17 protein-coding genes are annotated in these 17,943 nt (G+C 39.5%); 8 read left to right on the top strand and 9 right to left on the bottom strand.

Features of this window, described 5'->3' with window-relative positions:
* Window positions 1-2 precede the first annotated feature (2 nt).
* From SJY45_RS01680 to SJY45_RS01665, 4 genes are all read right to left on the bottom strand, one after another.
* A complete protein-coding gene (locus tag SJY45_RS01680; RefSeq protein ID WP_197057960.1) occupies window positions 3-335 on the bottom strand; it encodes a DNA-directed RNA polymerase subunit omega in 333 nt (110 codons plus the stop codon).
* Window positions 336-347: 12 nt separating this feature from the next.
* A complete protein-coding gene (locus tag SJY45_RS01675; RefSeq protein ID WP_246560469.1) occupies window positions 348-1,172 on the bottom strand; it encodes an outer membrane protein assembly factor BamD in 825 nt (274 codons plus the stop codon).
* A gap of 121 nt (window positions 1,173-1,293) precedes the next feature.
* On the bottom strand, window positions 1,294-2,181 hold the full coding sequence (gene dapA, locus SJY45_RS01670; protein ID WP_400073045.1) for a 4-hydroxy-tetrahydrodipicolinate synthase: 888 nt from the start codon (window positions 2,179-2,181) through the stop codon (window positions 1,294-1,296).
* Window positions 2,181-2,714 (bottom strand): DUF6913 domain-containing protein, encoded by a 534-nt coding sequence (locus SJY45_RS01665; protein ID WP_215439051.1) that lies wholly within the window; start codon window positions 2,712-2,714, stop codon window positions 2,181-2,183. The genes dapA and SJY45_RS01665 overlap by 1 nt, the downstream gene beginning before the upstream one ends.
* 149 nt (window positions 2,715-2,863) lie before the next feature.
* On the opposite strand from SJY45_RS01665, the gene SJY45_RS01660 reads away from it, so the two are divergent.
* The 3 genes from SJY45_RS01660 to SJY45_RS01650 are packed head-to-tail and all read left to right on the top strand — an operon-like array spanning window position 2,864 to window position 4,965.
* Window positions 2,864-3,583: a 5'-nucleotidase C-terminal domain-containing protein gene (locus tag SJY45_RS01660; protein ID WP_400073044.1), complete on the top strand. Its 720-nt coding sequence runs from the start codon at window positions 2,864-2,866 to the stop codon at window positions 3,581-3,583.
* Window positions 3,584-3,598: 15 nt separating this feature from the next.
* On the top strand, window positions 3,599-4,510 hold the full coding sequence (locus tag SJY45_RS01655; RefSeq protein ID WP_400073043.1) for a bifunctional metallophosphatase/5'-nucleotidase: 912 nt from the start codon (window positions 3,599-3,601) through the stop codon (window positions 4,508-4,510).
* 2 nt (window positions 4,511-4,512) lie between these two features.
* A complete protein-coding gene (locus tag SJY45_RS01650) occupies window positions 4,513-4,965 on the top strand; it encodes a GNAT family N-acetyltransferase (protein WP_215439048.1) in 453 nt (150 codons plus the stop codon).
* On the opposite strand, the gene SJY45_RS01645 is transcribed toward SJY45_RS01650, so the two are convergent.
* The gene (locus tag SJY45_RS01645) at window positions 4,966-5,268 is read right to left on the bottom strand and encodes a hypothetical protein (protein WP_215439047.1); all 303 of its coding nucleotides are present in this window, start codon (window positions 5,266-5,268) and stop codon (window positions 4,966-4,968) included.
* Window positions 5,269-5,340: 72 nt separating this feature from the next.
* On the opposite strand from SJY45_RS01645, the gene SJY45_RS01640 reads away from it, so the two are divergent.
* Window positions 5,341-6,582 (top strand): hypothetical protein, encoded by a 1,242-nt coding sequence (locus SJY45_RS01640; protein ID WP_400073042.1) that lies wholly within the window; start codon window positions 5,341-5,343, stop codon window positions 6,580-6,582.
* Between the two features lie 22 nt (window positions 6,583-6,604).
* On the opposite strand, the gene ligA is transcribed toward SJY45_RS01640, so the two are convergent.
* From ligA to SJY45_RS01625, 3 genes are read right to left on the bottom strand one after another with little or no spacing between them, the layout of a single operon-like run.
* Window positions 6,605-8,602 carry an NAD-dependent DNA ligase LigA gene (gene ligA / locus SJY45_RS01635; protein ID WP_215914583.1) on the bottom strand — a complete coding sequence of 666 codons (1,998 nt, stop codon included), beginning with the start codon at window positions 8,600-8,602 and terminating at the stop codon, window positions 6,605-6,607.
* 57 nt (window positions 8,603-8,659) lie between these two features.
* Window positions 8,660-9,520, bottom strand: coding sequence for a peptide chain release factor N(5)-glutamine methyltransferase (prmC, locus tag SJY45_RS01630; RefSeq protein ID WP_400073041.1), 861 nt, complete (start codon window positions 9,518-9,520; stop codon window positions 8,660-8,662).
* Between the two features lie 18 nt (window positions 9,521-9,538).
* Window positions 9,539-10,024 (bottom strand): GNAT family N-acetyltransferase, encoded by a 486-nt coding sequence (locus SJY45_RS01625; RefSeq protein ID WP_400073040.1) that lies wholly within the window; start codon window positions 10,022-10,024, stop codon window positions 9,539-9,541.
* A gap of 88 nt (window positions 10,025-10,112) precedes the next feature.
* On the opposite strand from SJY45_RS01625, the gene ribD reads away from it, so the two are divergent.
* From ribD to SJY45_RS01605, 4 genes are read left to right on the top strand one after another with little or no spacing between them, the layout of a single operon-like run.
* Complete coding sequence (ribD, locus tag SJY45_RS01620) at window positions 10,113-11,198, top strand: bifunctional diaminohydroxyphosphoribosylaminopyrimidine deaminase/5-amino-6-(5-phosphoribosylamino)uracil reductase RibD (RefSeq protein WP_400073039.1); 1,086 nt, start codon at window positions 10,113-10,115, stop codon at window positions 11,196-11,198.
* Window positions 11,191-11,796, top strand: coding sequence for an HAD family hydrolase (locus tag SJY45_RS01615; RefSeq protein ID WP_400073038.1), 606 nt, complete (start codon window positions 11,191-11,193; stop codon window positions 11,794-11,796). The genes ribD and SJY45_RS01615 overlap by 8 nt, the downstream gene beginning before the upstream one ends.
* A 1-nt stretch (window position 11,797) precedes the next feature.
* Window positions 11,798-12,661: an EamA family transporter gene (locus SJY45_RS01610; RefSeq protein WP_400073037.1), complete on the top strand. Its 864-nt coding sequence runs from the start codon at window positions 11,798-11,800 to the stop codon at window positions 12,659-12,661.
* Window positions 12,661-13,278, top strand: coding sequence for an IMPACT family protein (locus SJY45_RS01605; RefSeq protein ID WP_400073036.1), 618 nt, complete (start codon window positions 12,661-12,663; stop codon window positions 13,276-13,278). The genes SJY45_RS01610 and SJY45_RS01605 overlap by 1 nt, the downstream gene beginning before the upstream one ends.
* A 6-nt stretch (window positions 13,279-13,284) precedes the next feature.
* Here SJY45_RS01605 and SJY45_RS01600 read toward each other — a convergent pair whose 3' ends face one another.
* Window positions 13,285-17,805, bottom strand: coding sequence for a gliding motility-associated C-terminal domain-containing protein (locus SJY45_RS01600; RefSeq protein ID WP_400073035.1), 4,521 nt, complete (start codon window positions 17,803-17,805; stop codon window positions 13,285-13,287).
* Between the last annotated feature and the right edge of the window lie 138 nt (window positions 17,806-17,943).

Below are 17,943 nucleotides of genomic sequence, written 5' to 3'. Positions count from 1 at the left end.
TATTACTGGTCTTTCTCCGTATTTCTGTGATAAATTTTGTCATTTAACCACTCCTCTACTGCCAGAGCATGTGGTTTAGGTAACTTTTCGTAGAACTTAGATACTTCAATCTGCTCTTTATTCTCAAAAACTTCCTCTAAGCTATCGCTATACGTAGCAAATTCCTCTAACTTTTCTAAAAGTTCTTTCTTAATTTCAGAATTGATCTGTACCGCTCTTTTAGCCGCAATTGAAATTGCTTCATAGATGTTATCCGTTGGACGGTCAAACTCATTTTTGTTAATCGTTACTGTGGACACTGGAGCGTTCGAATTCTTAAGATCGTTCATATTCATAGTCAAACTAATTTATTTTGCTTCTTTCTCTTGGGTAAAACCCTGTAATTGTAACTGTACTTTTTCAAGTATCTTATCTGCCTTATCAGCATATTTTGTTTTAGGGAACTGCTTTTTTAATGCGTTATAGTCGGCAATAGCTTCTTTTAAACGCTCTTCCTGCAATCTTTCAAAACTATTCAAGGCAAACCTTGAAGCAGATTCAAACCTATAGAACATGGCATCTTCACGATAAATAGATCCCGGGAAATCCGAAACAAAATTATCAAATGCTGCTACTGCAGGTGTAAGGAACGTATAATCAAACTGACCCAATTTATTAAACTGCTTGGCAATTTCATACGCCTTTAGTTCTTTTTTAGTTGTCAGCTCCTTTGCCATTGCGTTCGCTTCGGCAAAATATTCAGAATCTGGATATGAGTTGATGAAAAGTTGCAATTTTGCCAAGGCCTTATCCGTATCCGTTTGATCCAAAGAATACGATGGCGAAAGTTCAAAATAACTTTTAGCTCCTAAAAAAGAAGCCTCCCCAACTTTATCACTTTTAGGGTAAGATTTCACAAAACGTTCAAACTGATAGCCCGCCATATTATAATCTTTCCTCTGGAAATAGGTATCTGCCAAGAAAAACATGACACGTTCGCCCTGGGGCTTACCGATATATTTAGGTGCTATTTGTTCAAAAAGACGATTGGCCCTTTTCATATCACCTTCCTCATAGAATTTCTGAGCCAGGTCATACTTGGGCTTAACTTCTTCATTTTTAAGTACCTTCTGATATTCGCTACATGACTGTGTCATAAGAGCGAGCAATAAGACAGGGGCTAATAACCTCATTTTAAAAAGCATTTTGCAAAATTACGGATTCCGAACGGATATAAAAAACAAAAAATAAAGTAGCTAAAAATAGCATTCTAGAACCCTTGTACCAATGCTTTTGGGGAAGATTTAACACCACTTAGGCAAAAACCTTAAAAGGTTTTACAAAGTCTGCAATACTTTTTTTCAAGTTTTCGGAGGCTTCCATGAGCGGAAGTCTAACACCGGCATTGGCAAGACCTAAAACCTCAAAAATAGCTTTTATTCCCGCAGGGTTACCCTCTTGGAAAATCAATCCCATACCATCTTGAAGCTCATAATGCTGTCTATAAGCTTCATCTACCTTACGGTCCAATCCCGATCTAATCATATTGGAAAACTCCGCAGGTAGTCCTTGCCCTATTACAGAAATAACCCCAGAACCACCAGCAAGCACTGTAGCTAAGGCCGTAGCATCATCTCCTGAAATTACATGGAATCCCTTGGGACATCCTTTGATCAGCTCCTGTACTTGCATCAAGTTTCCGGAGGCTTCTTTAATAGCTACAATGTTATCTACATCATTAGCTAAACGTACAACGGTTTCCGGAAGCATATTGCTACCTGTCCTTCCTGGCACATTATAAAGTATGATAGGTTTTGGAGACACTTGGGCAATTGCCTTAAAGTGTTGATAGATGCCTTCTTGTGTTGGCCTGTTATAATAGGGAGATACTGACAGAACAGCATCAAAATTGGTGAGGTCTAAATTCTGTAATTCCTCAATAACGGCAACCGTATTATTACCACCTACACCAACTACCAAAGGTAATCTGCCTGCATTGGCAATAGTAACCGTATCAATAACCAACTGTTTTTCGGCCTTAGTAAGTGTTACGGATTCACCAGTGGTACCTAATACCACCAAATAATCCACACCACCGTCCACACAGTAATTAACGATATTATGCAAAGCATCTACGTCTACTGAAAAATCTGTTTTGAACGGAGTGATCAACGCCACACCTGTACCAATTAATTGCTTCATTATTCAATTTCGTTTAATACACCAAGGTATTTTTTAAGCTCCGATTTAAAGGTCTTAAAATCTTTCAATGGTGAATCCATTATCAAATCATTATACATGAGATCCACATCTTTGAAACCTACACGAAACCGGGCCCTAGTTTTTACGCTCATCAACTGTAGCAATAAATTATCGGAGGTATAATAGTTTACGAGCAAATCATACTCCCTACTTAAAAATTCAAGTGCGTAACTATTTTCTATAGCTCCGTTCCACCCAAGGTCCTTATCCGAAAAAACAGGGGTGGCATACGGCGAATTTTTGTCGTAATAACTTTTATAACCAATAATCTTTACCGCATTCGGTCGCAAATTATAATCTTCTACGAACGCATAAAACTGGTTCGCATCATCAAAACTGTCCAGATCTACAATGCAACCAATTGAAGTAATACCTTTACTTCTTTCAATTACCGGCGGATCTTTAGCCAGTTCTTGTTTCAGAAATTTAACGCTCGATTTGTATTTGAACTTATCTTTTATTCCCTTAAACATGTACTTTTACATTTTGAACCATTCTGGTATGCAAAAATGGAATGGCTTCTACAAATGTAAAGAATCTCCACGCATAATATGGCGCTAAGATAAAACGAAATATGGTTTTAAAAATAAAACACTTTGTTATATTTACAACATTAACATTTTTGCATTCTTGCAGCGAGCAACACCCTACGCTTCAAAAAATAGATGCAAAACAAGTTCCTATTGACAATTCACTGGCAACTACAGAAAGCATTGAAACTCTTGTAAAGCCCTACAGGGAAAGGATAAACCATGTACTGGACAGCACTCTGGCCTACGCCCCCTATCCTATTTCCAAAACAGACGGAGCTCTTAACACCACTGCCGGAAACCTTATGGCAGACATTGTATTTTCCGAAGCTAATCCCATATTCAAATCAAGAACAGGACATTCAATTGATCTTGTTTTATTGAATCACGGTGGTATTCGCTCCTTAATATCAAAAGGAAACGTTTCTTCAAGAACGGCCTATGAAGTAATGCCTTTTGAAAATTCTATTGTTGTTGCAGAACTTAAAGGCAGTTCTATCCTAAAATTAGCGGCCTATTTAAGAGATTCCGGTCGCGCCCATCCCATTTCCGGGTTGCAACTGACCTTGGATGCGGAAAACGAAATAAAATCCATTTCCATACAAGGCAAACCTTTGGACACAAACAAAGCATATTACGTAGCTACATCTAATTATTTAGTAAACGGTGGGGATAGTATGGTGTTCTTTAAGGAGGCTCTAAAAATTATAAATACCGATTATTTAATCAGAAATGCCATGATAGACTACTTTAAAAAAGTAGACACCCTTAAGCCCATTGTTGATAACAGGTTCATTAAACTACAAAAGTAAAAAAGACAAGCTTTTATGAACAGAAGGAAATTCATCAAAAATACTACGGCTTCCAGTGCCCTTGTGGGGCTGGGCGGACTTTCTCTAAGTTCTTGTTTTGACGATGTAAAAAAGCATATTACCATTTTACACACCAATGATGTTCACAGCCATATAGACCCCTTCCCCACCGATCATTCTGAATTTCCCAATTTAGGAGGATTGGCCAGGAGAGCTACCTTGGTTGATGCTATTAGAAAGGAAAACCCGAATACCTTGCTTTTTGATGCAGGCGATATTTTTCAGGGTACACCTTATTTCAATTTCTATGGTGGTGAGCTGGAATTTAAGCTAATGAGTATGCTTAATTATGATGCGGCAACTATTGGAAACCATGATTTTGACAATGGTATTAACGGACTTTTGGCCCAAATGCCCAATGCCAATTTTGAGATGATCAATGCCAATTATGATTTTAGCAACACGGTCATGAACGGGCAAGTGAAGCCTTACAAAATCTATACAGTTGATGGCATTAAAATAGGGGTTTACGGTCTAGGCATTGAGTTGAATGGCCTAGTTACTAAAAAACTGTATAAAGAAACCCAATATTTAGAGCCTTTTGAAATAGCACAGGATACCGAGCGCGCTTTGAAAAACGAGGAAAATTGCGATTTAATAGTATGCCTGTCCCATTTGGGCTATGAATATAAAAATAAGCAAAAACCTCAAGATGTAACCTTGGCCGCCGCATTGGAATATACAGATTTGATTATTGGGGGCCACACCCACACATTTCTAGACAAGCCTACTATCGTAGAGAATAAGTTGGGAAGAAATGTTTTGGTGAACCAAGTGGGGTGCTTCGGTATAAATCTGGGTAGAATTGATTTTTATTTTGATGGTTCAAAAAACAGCAATGCCACAGGTATATCCATAAATGTATAAGCATGATTAAAATTGAACGGACCACATATCAAAATGAACATTTTCCAGGCTTAGTGGCCAAGTTAGACGCCTATTTAAGCCAAACGGATGGGGACGAACATGAGTTTTATCATCAATATAACGGAATAGAAAATTTAAATCAGGTTGTTATTGCTTTTATAAACGATGTTCCTGTAGGCTGCGGAGCCATAAAAGAATTCAACCCTACTTCTGTGGAAGTGAAACGCATGTATGTTTCACCTGAAATCCGGGGAAAAGGTATTGCTACCCGCATCTTAACGGAACTAGAAAAATGGGCTGCAGAATCCGGATATGAAAGTTGCATCCTAGAAACAGGAAAACGTCAACCGGAGGCTATCGCTCTTTACAAAAAAAGCAATTATCAAGTGATTCCCAATTACGGCCAGTATGCGGGAATGGAAAATAGTGTATGTTTTAAGAAAGACCTGACCTAACTACCTTTCCAACAAATTGGTTGTAATCTCCTGAAGCTCTTGCTCCAATGATATATTCGGAAAAGGTTTTCCTGCTTTCCTATACCAATAGCCCGCATTAAACTTATCTCCTTCTACCCTATGAAGATAAGCGTGAATCCAACTCCCCGTTTCATTGAACATATCTTGCGCTATATCATGTGAAGCCTCCCAATTATCGGTCGCGGCAAACCACATAGCTTTCAATGCATCGGGCCAATCTGTAGGTGGGGTTGCATGGGTTAATGTTTCTGTAAAATCTTGGTAACTTGTAGGTACTGCCATCTATTTATAGTGTCATTTGTTTTTTCCTACACAAAAATACCTAATTTCGATTGAAATTAACTGTGCGCTTTAATGGTTCAACTATCCCGAAGCTTACTACCCTGGAGGCCATTGCCCTATGTAATGGCATTACTCTGCGCCCTAACCATATTGGGCATACATATGTTGCCCAGCGTGGACAGTATGCTTAACGAAAACAATACGCGTATCTCCCATGTTTTTCTAAAATCACAAATCAATTACCATAAGGAGATAGCCCCTTTTGCCCGAAGGCCGTTAACTACATTTTTAATAGAATCCTCACAAAAGATATTTGGGCTTAAAGCTGGCTACGCTTTTATCTTGGTTAATTTTTTGTTGCTGGGTTGCAGTGGTGTTTTAGTGTACAAGCTTTCCCGGGTTCTCAAGGCTTCCAAAACCCACGGTTTAACCAATATGATGGTATTTTTCACGTCATTTTCAGTGTTATTTGCATTTTTCCCTCCTGTATTTACTTATGATGAACCTTTACAATATTGTTTTCTTCTTCTCGCACTAATTGCCTTTGTGCGCCGTAAGTGGCTTTGGTATATTATCTTATTCAGCTTGGCCCTAGTGGCCCGTGAAACTAGTATTTTATTACTCCCAGCATTGGTCTTGTTTCTTCCCAACACCGAAAATCATCTTGGAAAAAATATTTTTTCGAACTTAAAAAAATACGCCCTACTTATTCTGCTACCTACTTTTTTCTACGGGTGCTACGTGGTCTTTTTTATTTACCATCAAAAGTTGCTACACGCAACCCATATTGAGATGGCCAGTAGATATTCCTGTTTTCTAGAGAATATTGAAAGTATTAAGAACAGCGTTGAATCCGTCGTGTCCATTTTTATTACCTTAGGACTGTTTCTTTACTTTACCTATTTCTATTTAAAAAGAAAAAACAGACCTAGTTGGCAGAACAAGTTTGTTTTTGCCTTTCTACTCACCGTAGCTATCAATACACCGATTGTCTTTTTAACCGCTTTTGCAAGGGAATCGCGACTATTTGCCTTACCCCTACTTTTTGTTTGGCCCATGTTCATGCAGCTTTTTGGAAGCGACCTAACCTTTTTAAAAAGCAAAAACGATTACAATAGCTTATTGAAAAATTGGCGAATGATGCTTGTTTTTACAACAATTACATTCGCTAACATTGTATTCTGCTTTGTCTATTACCCACAACTTGGACTGGGTGAAAACACGTACTTTGCAGCATACTTGTTCTGTACAATTCTATTACTGACTATACACTATTGTCTTTATAAATCAACAAATAAAAAAGAGCTGTTATAAAAACACCCTACTTCTGGACCAACTACTTTACCATTTCCAAGAACTCTCCCTCAGTAACGATAGGCACATTTAAAGATTCTGCTTTGGTCCGTTTGCTAGGTCCCATTTTGTCTCCAGCTACCAAATAGGCTGTTTTTGAGGATATACTTGAGCCAACCTTACCTCCGTTCGCTTCAATTATTTTCTTAAGTTCATCGCGACTTACCGTCTCAAAAACTCCTGAAACCACAATGGTAAGCCCTTTTAGTTTGTCCGTTTGATTTTCCAATTGCTCCTCGGAAAGGGAAAACTGTAATCCATAAGTCTTTAAGCGAGCTATAATTTCACGGTTGGTATCATTGTTGAAAAACTCCACTACGGAACTGGCAATTCGTCCGCCAATTTCATCAACGGCAATGAGGCTCTCTTCCGATGCAGCCATCAAGGCATCAATATTCTTATAGGCTCTTGCCAATTTCTTGGCAACGGTTTCCCCAACAAAACGAATTCCTAAAGCAAAAAGCACACGCTCAAAAGGAATCTTTACCGACTCTGCAACACCTTGAACCAAATTTTCGGCGGACTTCTCAGCCATTCGTTCCAAAGGCAGTACTTGCTCTTTTGTGAGTGTATATAAATCGGCATAATTGTTTATGAGCCCTTCTTTGTAGAGCAACTCTACAGTCTCACTACCCAAGCCTTCAATATCCATGGCCTTACGGGAAATAAAATGCTGGATTCGCCCGGTAATTTGAGGTGGGCATCCATAAAAATTTACACAGTAATGCTTGGCATCACCTTCGGTACGGACCAATTCCTCATGACATTCGGGACAATGTATAATATATTGGGTAGGTTCTGAATCTTGTGGACGTTTTGTAAAATCAACACCCACTATTTTTGGTATGATTTCTCCTCCTTTTTCAACGAATACAGTATCACCTTCACGAATATCGAACTTTGCAATCTGATCGGCATTGTGCAGCGAAGCCCTTTTTACCGTGGTTCCAGCTAGAAGAACAGGTTCCAAATTAGCCACAGGTGTTATGGAGCCCGTACGCCCTACCTGATAGGTGATTTCGTTTAGATGTGTAGAAACTTGTTCCGCCTTAAACTTATAGGCCATGGCCCACCTAGGTGATTTGGAAGTGAAACCTAGTTCATCCTGATGCTGCAGACTATTAATCTTTACCACGACACCATCGGTTTCGTAAGGAAGATTGTGCCTTCCTGAATCCCATTCGTTAACAAATGCCATAACTTCATCCGTTGTCTTGCAAAGTTTTGCTACTTCGGGGACTTTAAAACCCCATTCACGGGCTTTTTCAAGCATTTGCCATTGGGAGCTTATTCCCGTGTCCTTTCCTACAATACTGTACAACAGACAATCTAACGGCCTTTGCGCAACTGCCGAACTATCCTGTAACTTTAAACTTCCCGAAGCCGTATTTCTAGGGTTCATATAAGGTTCTTCACCATTTTCGACACGCTCTGCATTCATTTGCGCAAAACCTTCAAACGGCAATACAATTTCTCCACGGATATCAAATTTAGGTGGATAATCACCTTTTAGCTGCAACGGTACGGACTTTATGGTTTTTACATTAGTAGTTACATCATCGCCCTGAAAACCGTCTCCCCTTGTAACCGCTCTTACCAATTTTCCATCCTCATAGGTAATGCTGATAGACGCTCCATCGTATTTTAGCTCACAAACAAATTCTACTTGGGCATCACCCAAGATACGCTGCATGCGCTTTTCCCAATCCTCTAAATCTTCTTTGGAATAGGAATTATCCAAAGAATACATGCGCTCATTATGAACAACCGTTTCAAAATTTTTGGTAACACCACCACCCACACGCAAAGTGGGAGAGCTGGCATCGTAAAATTCCGGATGCTTTGCTTCAAGCGTTTGCAGCTCCTTTAGTTTTACATCAAACTCATAATCGGTTATGGTGGCATTATCAAGCACATAATAATTATGGTTGTGCTCTCGCAATTCTTGACGAAGGGATTCTATCTGTTCTTTTATCTGCATTTCCTGTTCAGTGTTACTCTAATTTAATATCTGTTTGAAGTTTTTGTTCAAGGCGAATTACCCCAAAACTCCCTTTGTCATTCGGTCATTACCAAATATATCTTTTCGGACCTCAATTTCTGAAAAATTATATTCCCGTAAAAGTGCTTCCGTTTCTTTTGCCAAATACTGGTTGATTTCAAAAAAGAGCCTACCCTTTTCCGAAAAACTTTCTTTGGCCAGTTTTGTTATGGCCTCGTAAAATAGTAATGGATTTTCATCTGAAACGAAAAGTGCCATATCCGGCTCATGTTCTAGAACATTTTTGTGCATCTCCCGCTTTTCTAGTTCGCGCACATAAGGTGGATTGGAAACAATGATATCAAAATCCGAAGCAAACCCATCCAAATTCAAAATATCAGCTTGAATAAATTCAACCTTAACCGAGTTAATTTCCGCATTCTTTTTTGCTGTTTGCAATGCTTTTTCTAAAATATCCAAAGCGGAAACTTTAGCCTGTGGCAGTAGCTTTGCCAACGAGATAGCAATACAGCCACTGCCGGTCCCGATATCCAAAATCCGTATACTTTCACCTTTTAAAGTACTATTCCCAACCTCCTCAACAATCCAACGGACCAAATCTTCAGTTTCCGGTCTTGGGATAAGCACATTTTCGTTCACTTTAAAATCAAGATCCATAAAAGTTGTACTCCCCATAATATATTGAACCGGACGATGTAATTTTAAACCGGCCAGAGCCTCAAAAAGCGGTTGCTCCTCTTCTTTTGTCAACGTTAAATTGGGCTGTAAGGCAAGTACAAAACGCTCCAATTGCAAATAATGGTCTATAAGCAAATAGAAGAAACTATCTACTTCTTCCTTTGGATACAGGGCATCCAATTCTTTATGATAAATATTCTTTATTTCTCTTAAAACCATTGTTATTGGGGCTATACATTACAATTTAGCGAGCATATACACCGGACAGGAATAGTGTCCCGTATCGCCTAGCGGTTTATCTATATATTCAAATCCCATTTTTACATAAAGTTTTTGGGCGGCTTTCATATAGGGCATAGTCTCTAGATAGATGCTATCAAAATTAAATTCTTTTGCTTTCTCCAAACATTTTTGCAGCATTTCAGCGCCAATCCCACGTCCGCGGGCTTCTTCCAAAAAATACATCTTTTGGAGTTCGCAAATGTTATCCTCGCAGTTATCCAGTTGTGCAATTCCTGCGCAGCCTAAAATAGTACTGTTTTCTTCCACCACAAAATATGCGGCACGCGGTTTTTCATAATTTTCGAACATGCTGCCAAGGGTTACATCGGCGTAAGCCGTGCCTACCTTTGGCGCCCCTAAATCCACTAACACCTTACGAATCAATGCGGCTACTTTGGCATTATCCTCTTTTCTTATAGCGCGAATGTTCACTACACCCATTTCCAACAAATAAAATTCTATTTTTACAGTGTGAAGATACGTAGAAATGTGCGCATGCTAAGTATCTAAAACACCGCAAACAAAGTTTATGTCCACCAATAAATCCAAATCAAAAACCACAATATCCAAAGACGAAACCTATATGCTTCGCTGTTTGGAAATAGCAAAAAACGGTTTAGGAACCACAGCCCCAAACCCTATGGTAGGTGCTGTAATTGTTCATAACGATATTATTATTGGTGAAGGTTTCACCAGTCCGTACGGTGGGCCACATGCCGAAGTGAACGCTATAAATTCCGTAGTAGACCAATCACTTCTTAAAGAAGCCACCATTTACGTAACCTTGGAACCCTGCTCCCATTATGGAAAAACACCGCCTTGTGCAGATTTGATTGCCAAGCATGGTATACCCAAAATTGTCATTGGATTAAAAGACCCGCACACGAAAGTAGCAGGCAAAGGTATTCAAAAGCTCAAAGATGCCGGAAGTGAAGTGTTAACGGGGTGTCTGGAAAACGAATGCCGTACGCACCACCGCCGATTTCTAACTTTTCAAGAAAATAAACGCCCTTACATTATTTTAAAATGGGCGGAGACTGCAGACGGTTTTATCGCTCCGAAAAAAGAAGAACGGGCCACCGACCCCGAGCCCTTTTGGATTACAAATTCATATTCCAGACAACTGGTACACCAATGGCGAAGTGAGGAGCAAAGTATTCTGGTAGGCACGAACACTGTTATTGAGGACAACCCAAAATTGGATGTTAGGCTGCACACCGGTAAAAATCCTATTCGGGTTATATTGGACCGAAAACTAAAAATTAGTAGCGATTATCATGTTTTGGATGGAAGCGTGCACACTTTAGTTTTAACCGAAGCAGTCAAGACCACCCAACCCAATGCAAGTGTAACCTATCATCAAATTAATTTTGATAAGGACGTAGCACAGCAAATATGCGATGTTCTTTACCAAGAAAATATAAGCAGTATTCTCATAGAAGGAGGAAGCCAAACCCTGCAAACTTTTATTGATTCCGGCCTATGGGATGAAGCAAGGGTCTTTACGGGCATGAGTCATTTTAAATCAGGAATAGCTGCCCCAAAATTTAAAGGAAGGCTTAACAGCACTAAATTCATTGAGACGGACACCCTAAAAATATACAGCAATGATTAAGAACATTATTTTTGATTTTGGTGATGTATTCATCAATTTGGATAAAGGCGTCATCTTCCGAGAAATGGAAAAATTTGGAGGCTCCATAGATTTATCACCGGAACTATTGGAATTGAACGGAATTTATGAAGTTGGCGGCATGACCTCCGAAGCGTTCGTAACCCAACTCCAAAAGCAATATCCCAAAGCAAATACCGCAGAAATTGAAAACATATGGAATTCCATGCTGTTGGATTTTCCTGAGGAACGACTAGAGTTTATTGAAAAGCTTGCTACAGAAGGCGATTACCGACTTTTTCTACTCAGTAATACCAACGAGCTGCATATTACCCATGTAGAACAAAAAATGGGTGCGGACCGCTATGCACGCTTTAAAAAGCCATTTGAGAAGTTTTACCTCTCACATGAAATCAACCTAAGAAAACCCAATGCGGAAATCTATCAATTTGTTTTGGACGAAAACGGACTCAAGGCCGAAGAAACATTTTTTATAGATGACACCAAGGAAAATACGGATGCCGCCGAAAAATTAGGCATTACCTGTTGGAATATTCAGGTGGGCAAAGAAGATATCATTCAATTGAAATCAAAATTATAAGATGGCGTTCCTTGCATTAAGTATATTGGCATCTAGCCTCATCTTCATTATTTTTAAGCTATATACCCGCTTTAAGGTCAATACGCTTTTTGCCATAGTTGCCAATTATTTCGTGGCCTGCAGTGTAGGTCTTATACGGTATGAAGGTACAACCCAAATAACCGAAGTACCGGAAAAACCTTGGTTCTTAGGCACTTTTATTCTAGGTATACTTTTCATTGTAGTCTTTAACCTTATGGCCATGGCCTCACAAAAGGTGGGTGTTGCGGTTACCTCCGTAGCCACCAAAATGTCATTTGTGATTCCCGTTATTTTTGGCCTGTTATTGTATAATGAAGAATTGGGAACCTTTAAAGTAATAGGAATTTTGCTTGCCCTGGCAGCGGTTTATTTCGCTTCTGTGAAAGATTCTTCCATAAAATTCAAAAAATCATCCCTTATACTTCCTGCCCTAGTATTTTTGGGGTCCGGTATAATTGATGCTAGCCTAAAATACATACAGGAAATACACATTAAAGAAGAGGATTATCCAATATTTTCCGCAACCGTGTTTGCGTCAGCCGCGTTGATGGGATTCATAATTACTATTTTTAAACTTAAGGATTTGCGCTCAAATTTTAATCTAAACACACTATTTGGTGGAATTGCACTTGGTCTGGTGAACTATTTTTCCATCTATTTTCTTTTAAAAGCATTGCAAAACGACACCTTGAACAGCGCCTCTGTATTTACCATAAACAATGTAGCCATAGTCATGTTCACAACACTTTTAGGGATTCTTTTATTTAAGGAAAAGATAAGTCCTAAAAACTGGAGCGGTATTGCTTTGGCCATAACCAGTATAATTTTAGTTGCTTTTGGCTAATGGATGAAATAACCGATACATATAAAACTATAGCCAAACCCTCCGAAGAAATTCTGTTCAAAGAAAAAAAGAGCAAGTTTTTTGGATATACGTTTCCCGTTGAAAACGAGGAAGAAGTTAAAGATATAATTGATGCATTAAAAAAGAAACATCCCGGCGCCAACCATGTATGCTACGCATGGCAAATGGGAATTGAACAACCTAGCTACCGCGCCAACGATGATGGAGAGCCCAACAACTCCGCCGGAATGCCTATTTACGGACAAATCCAATCTTTTGAAGTTACGAATGTATTAGTAGCCGTTGCCCGAATATTTGGAGGTACAAAATTAGGTGTTGGAGGTCTAATTTCTGCCTACCGAACCGGGGCACAAATGGCCTTAGAAGCTTCAAAAATTGAAGAGCGACTTATTGAAGATTCCTTTGAGCTTTCCTTTGAGTACTCCGAAATGGATAAAGTAATGCGTATTTTAAAGCAAAAACAATGCAACATTGTATCCCAACAAATGGAAATGGACTGTAAAATCATAGTTTCCATTAGAAAAAGAGATGCAAAGAGCCTATTAAAAGCTTTTGAAGGGTTGCATAAGATCGGTGTTAAACCAATTACCTCATAACCCCTTTTACCTAGTCAAATACAGATATCCAGCCCTAGACTGTGAACCATCTCCCAAATCAAGAACATAATAATAGGTTCCTACAGGTAACAATTCATCTCTTTCATAGGTGGAACGACCGTCCGAAATGCCGGTCCAAGTATTGGCATACCCTTCTTGCTCGTACACCTTTATCCCCCATCTATTGTATATCATCAATCTATTATTGGGGTAATTCTCAATACAAGCAATTTGAAAAACATCGTGGGCACCATCACCATTTGGTGTAATGACGTTAAAAATATTGATAGGACAAACAGGTTCGTCAATTTCAACCTGGGCGCTGGCTTCATCATTTGAAACATCTGTATCCGGTTGGTCTACATGAATCAATCTTATGATATTTAAATAATCGGTAGCTTCTACAACACGTACCCGTATATTCAGTTCAGCGGATTGACCGCTACTTAAGGTTTCAATATCCCACAAAGCACTAGACACATTATAAATCCCTGCCGTTGTTGTGTGTTCAATATAGGAATAACCATTAGGAATTCTTTCGGTTATAGATATATTACTAGCGCTAGCTGTTCCAATATTACGTGCGGTCATAGTGAAATTTACCTCGTCTCCAACTGCGGCAGAATTTGCATCCACAGACTTGGACAAAGCTAAATCTACATAGGAGATAGGAAGTTCTGTCAAAGTACAATCCATACAAGAAGTATCCACAATACAACTCGTGCACGGGGTAGGGTCCGTAGAAGTATTTGTTGTAACCATACCATTGGAGTCTTCCCCTGCAACACTAGCCAAGTTATTTACCTGTCCATTATCTATATCGGTTTGTGTAATTGCATAAGATACCGTATATACCCAAGTCTCAGAGGTATTTAAAAGCCCATCTCCATTAACGTCTCCACTAGGAAGTGCTGTTACATCCCCTCCTAACAGTGGGTCGGATACCACAATATTAGCTAGCTCCACGGTTCCTGTATTGGTTACAGAAAACGTATAGGCAACTGAATCCCCAACATTGGTTGTACCATCTGCATCGGAATCAACATATACACCATCCTTGGTAATAGTTATTCCACGAATACCAACTTCTACACTAGCTTCATCATTGGATGGGTCTATATCCGTTTCGTCCAAACCAGTTAACCGAGCTGTGTTTACATAATCCGCCCCATCAACTACACGCGCCTGAATATTTAGATTAGCAGTTTGGCTATTGCCTAACGTAGGAATATCCCATACGCCCGTTGCAGAACTGTAATTTCCTAACGAGGTAATATGAGTGATATACTCAAATCCATTGGGAAGTATTTCTAATATTCTAATATTATTTGCGGTTACCGCACCATTATTTGTAGCGGATATAGTGAAAAATATTTCATCCTCTATCTCAACAATATCCAAGTTTACGGTTTTCGCTACCGCAATATCAAGGGTATTGGGCAAAGCCGTCATTGTACAATCAACACACAGCGGGTCTATGGTACACGTGGCACAAGGAGTTGGATCTGTAGACGTGCCTTCAACATTAATTCCGTTTGAATCTTCCCCACTAGCGGTAGCCAGGTTATTTACTTGGCCATTATCAATATCTGCCTGAGTAATACTGTACGATGCATTATAGACCCATGTCTCCGTTACATCCAAAGCTCCGTCTCCATTGGCATCACCAGAAGCAGGACCAGATATTGCCCCTCCCAAAAGTGGGTCGGACACCATTACATTCGAAATAATCTCGTTACCGGTATTGACCACAAGAAAGGTATAGTTTATAGCGTCTCCCATATTTGTTAAACCATTAGAATCTGAATCTACGTAAACACCATCCTTGGTAATATCCAGGTTTCCAATTGCCGCGGGTACACAAGCGCTATTATTAGAAGTGTCCGTATCTCCCGTTGCGGTTATATCATTCCTAAACCCTCCACCATTGGAACAGTTTTGGGTTGGGTCCACAATACTTTTATCTACTGAAAAAATAGCGGTTACAAGCCAACTTTCTGCACGAAGTCCCGCTATTGATTCCGAAGTTATTATTTGATCTCCACTGTTAAACGGACTTAAAATAGTTCCATCAATGCCATCGCTCTCTCCTCCATAAGCTAAAGTTGCAGAATTTAAGGTGTATCCTATTCCTAGAATAAACGTATCCACAACATCATACGCACCAGCCAGCCCACCACTATTGTCGGCCGTAATCCTATATGTAACGGTATATTCATCCGTAGCACTGTTATATACTGGACCAGATACAACCGTTTTACTTACATCTATACTAGCTTGACAAGGAGAATCGGGTATGGTAACGGAACCATTATAAACCGTACAACTTAATCCCGGAACAGCCACTTGCAAAGTATATTCTCCTGCTTGAGAAGCGTCAAAAGGGTCAAAAACAAGTTCGTTACTCGTGCCTTGCTGTACTGTAGTGCCCATGGAGTCAATCCAAGTAAATACTGCATCCGGCACGGGATTTGCCATTAAGGTCACCCTTGTTCCCGTTACATCACAATTAGCAACTAAATCCGGTACGTAAGGAGTTACTTCAAATGCACCATCCGCAGAATTACCACAACTATCGGTAATTCTAATCGTATAGGTACCTTCATCTGTTCCCGTAAAAACACCATCTGTTGAAGTTCGCCCGATATTTGCCGGAATTGAAGAATCAATAATTTCATACTGATAAGGCGCTACCCCATTGGATCCTTCCGCTAGAATAACTCCCGAGCCCTCCGTACAGGTATACCCTACTATGTTTTCAAACGAAGTGGAAACATATACCGGAATATTAATATCAACGGTCTGAGGTTCGCAAGGACAAGTAAATGGAAGCGCCGAAGTACAACTACCCCCACTCTGAAACTCTAGAAATAGCTGATAATTACCTGGTGGAAGATTAGGTACACTTACCGGGGTTCCTTCCGTAAAAAAGGAAATACTCTCTCGAAACACATTACTTCCCGTATCCGAATTCACCACATTTACATTCGTATAAAATGATGACCCAGAAGCTTTTATCTCATTTGGATTAATAATCAAAGTATTGGAATTACCACAACTTTGTAAAAAATCCAATGTAAAATCGTGTTGAACAGTTTCCGAAGGCAAAATCTCAAAAGTTACATTTCCGGATTCGCAGCCATCCGAAATTTCCGCTTCGTAATTTCCAGGAGGAAACGCTACGGGAAAAACAGAACTGTTGCTCATATTTTCAAATACCCTAGGATAACTATACGTTGTAACCACTCCGCTTTCCGAAGTAAAACTTGCCGGTCCGGATAGAATGGTAACCCGCCCGTAATTTGTCCCCCCATTTCTCACACGAAAGGACATGCCCGTTGTTCCGTCCATACACCCACGTTCAGGTCTTACAGTAGCTTCAAACACAGTAGGTGCTACAGGATCAAATGTTAAAGTGGTGCTTAATGTAGTGCTACAGCTATCTTCTAAAGTAACATCATAGGTAGCCCCAAGCATAATATCAGTCTGACTAATTTCCGCCTCAAGATTATCAGGATCAGTAAACGTGTAAACAAGAACATCACTCGCATCGGTTTGATTGGTCAACGTTAATGTTGCCGGCACCAGTACACTCTTTTCCTGAACACTATTGGAAGCCAAGGATGCAAAAACAAAAAACGAAGTATTTCCTGAACAGTCCAATGATTTTTGACGCCACATGTCAATATCAGCAGAATATGCAAAATTTATACGCTCCGTTTGTCCACAGGCATCAACAATATTGGCTGTATAGGCCGTACCAAAATCGTAATTGGTTCCAATAGGATATGAAGTGTCACTACCAACGGTCCCTGAAAAAATAACAGTTCCTGTTCCATCCTCGGTAACCGTGATATCATGTGGATAAACTCCGCGACCATAAGAAGAATACTCAGCCTCATAAGTATCACAACCCACTTTTTCAATAAAATCAATTGCACCATCTAACGCCTCAATAGAAGGGGCTGAAATAGTTACGGTTTCACTAACCGTATTTTGACATCCATCTTCAATTTGAAAAGTATATGTTCCTTCTGATAGATTGGTAAAGGTATCCGAATTCTGTTCCTGAATTATAGTTTGGGGCGTTGTACTTAAATCTACAATACGATATTTATAAGTGGGAAATGCCGTCGTTCCTATCAAATTCCCATCACTTCCATTAAGAACAGCCTCTCCGTCCGAACTTGTGGAGCACGATGGTGGCGTTATAGCTACATTAAGACTAGGTAAGGTATAACTGCCCAAAACTTCTATAGACGCTGTAAAAACATCAAAACTGGCATCTCTGACCTCTACGTCATATATTCCGGGCTGCAAGGCCAAGAAAGTGCCAGAGGATTGAAAACCTCTAAGTTCAGGACCATTACTAATTCTATATTGATAAGGTTCCGTACCACCATTAGCTTGAGCCGTAATGCTTCCATCCGAAGAACAAACCGATTCGGATTGCGTTAAATTAAGGTCTAACTGCGCCGTGAGAGTTGTGCAACAAAACAAGAATATATATACTAAAAGTTTAGACATATAAGTGAATTCAATACTTTATGAAAACACTTAACGATTACTAAATCCTAGGTATTGCTATATAGACATTAAATTGCACAAAAAATCGGTTGAATATCACTTACTGTTCTAACCCCATTAAACACATGTATTTATATT

This window comes from Zobellia russellii (assembly GCF_044597075.1).
Classification (GTDB): Bacteria; Bacteroidota; Bacteroidia; order Flavobacteriales; family Flavobacteriaceae; genus Zobellia; species Zobellia russellii.
Note: the sequence above shows the minus strand (reverse complement) of the source record. Positions and strands in the feature narration are given on the sequence as shown.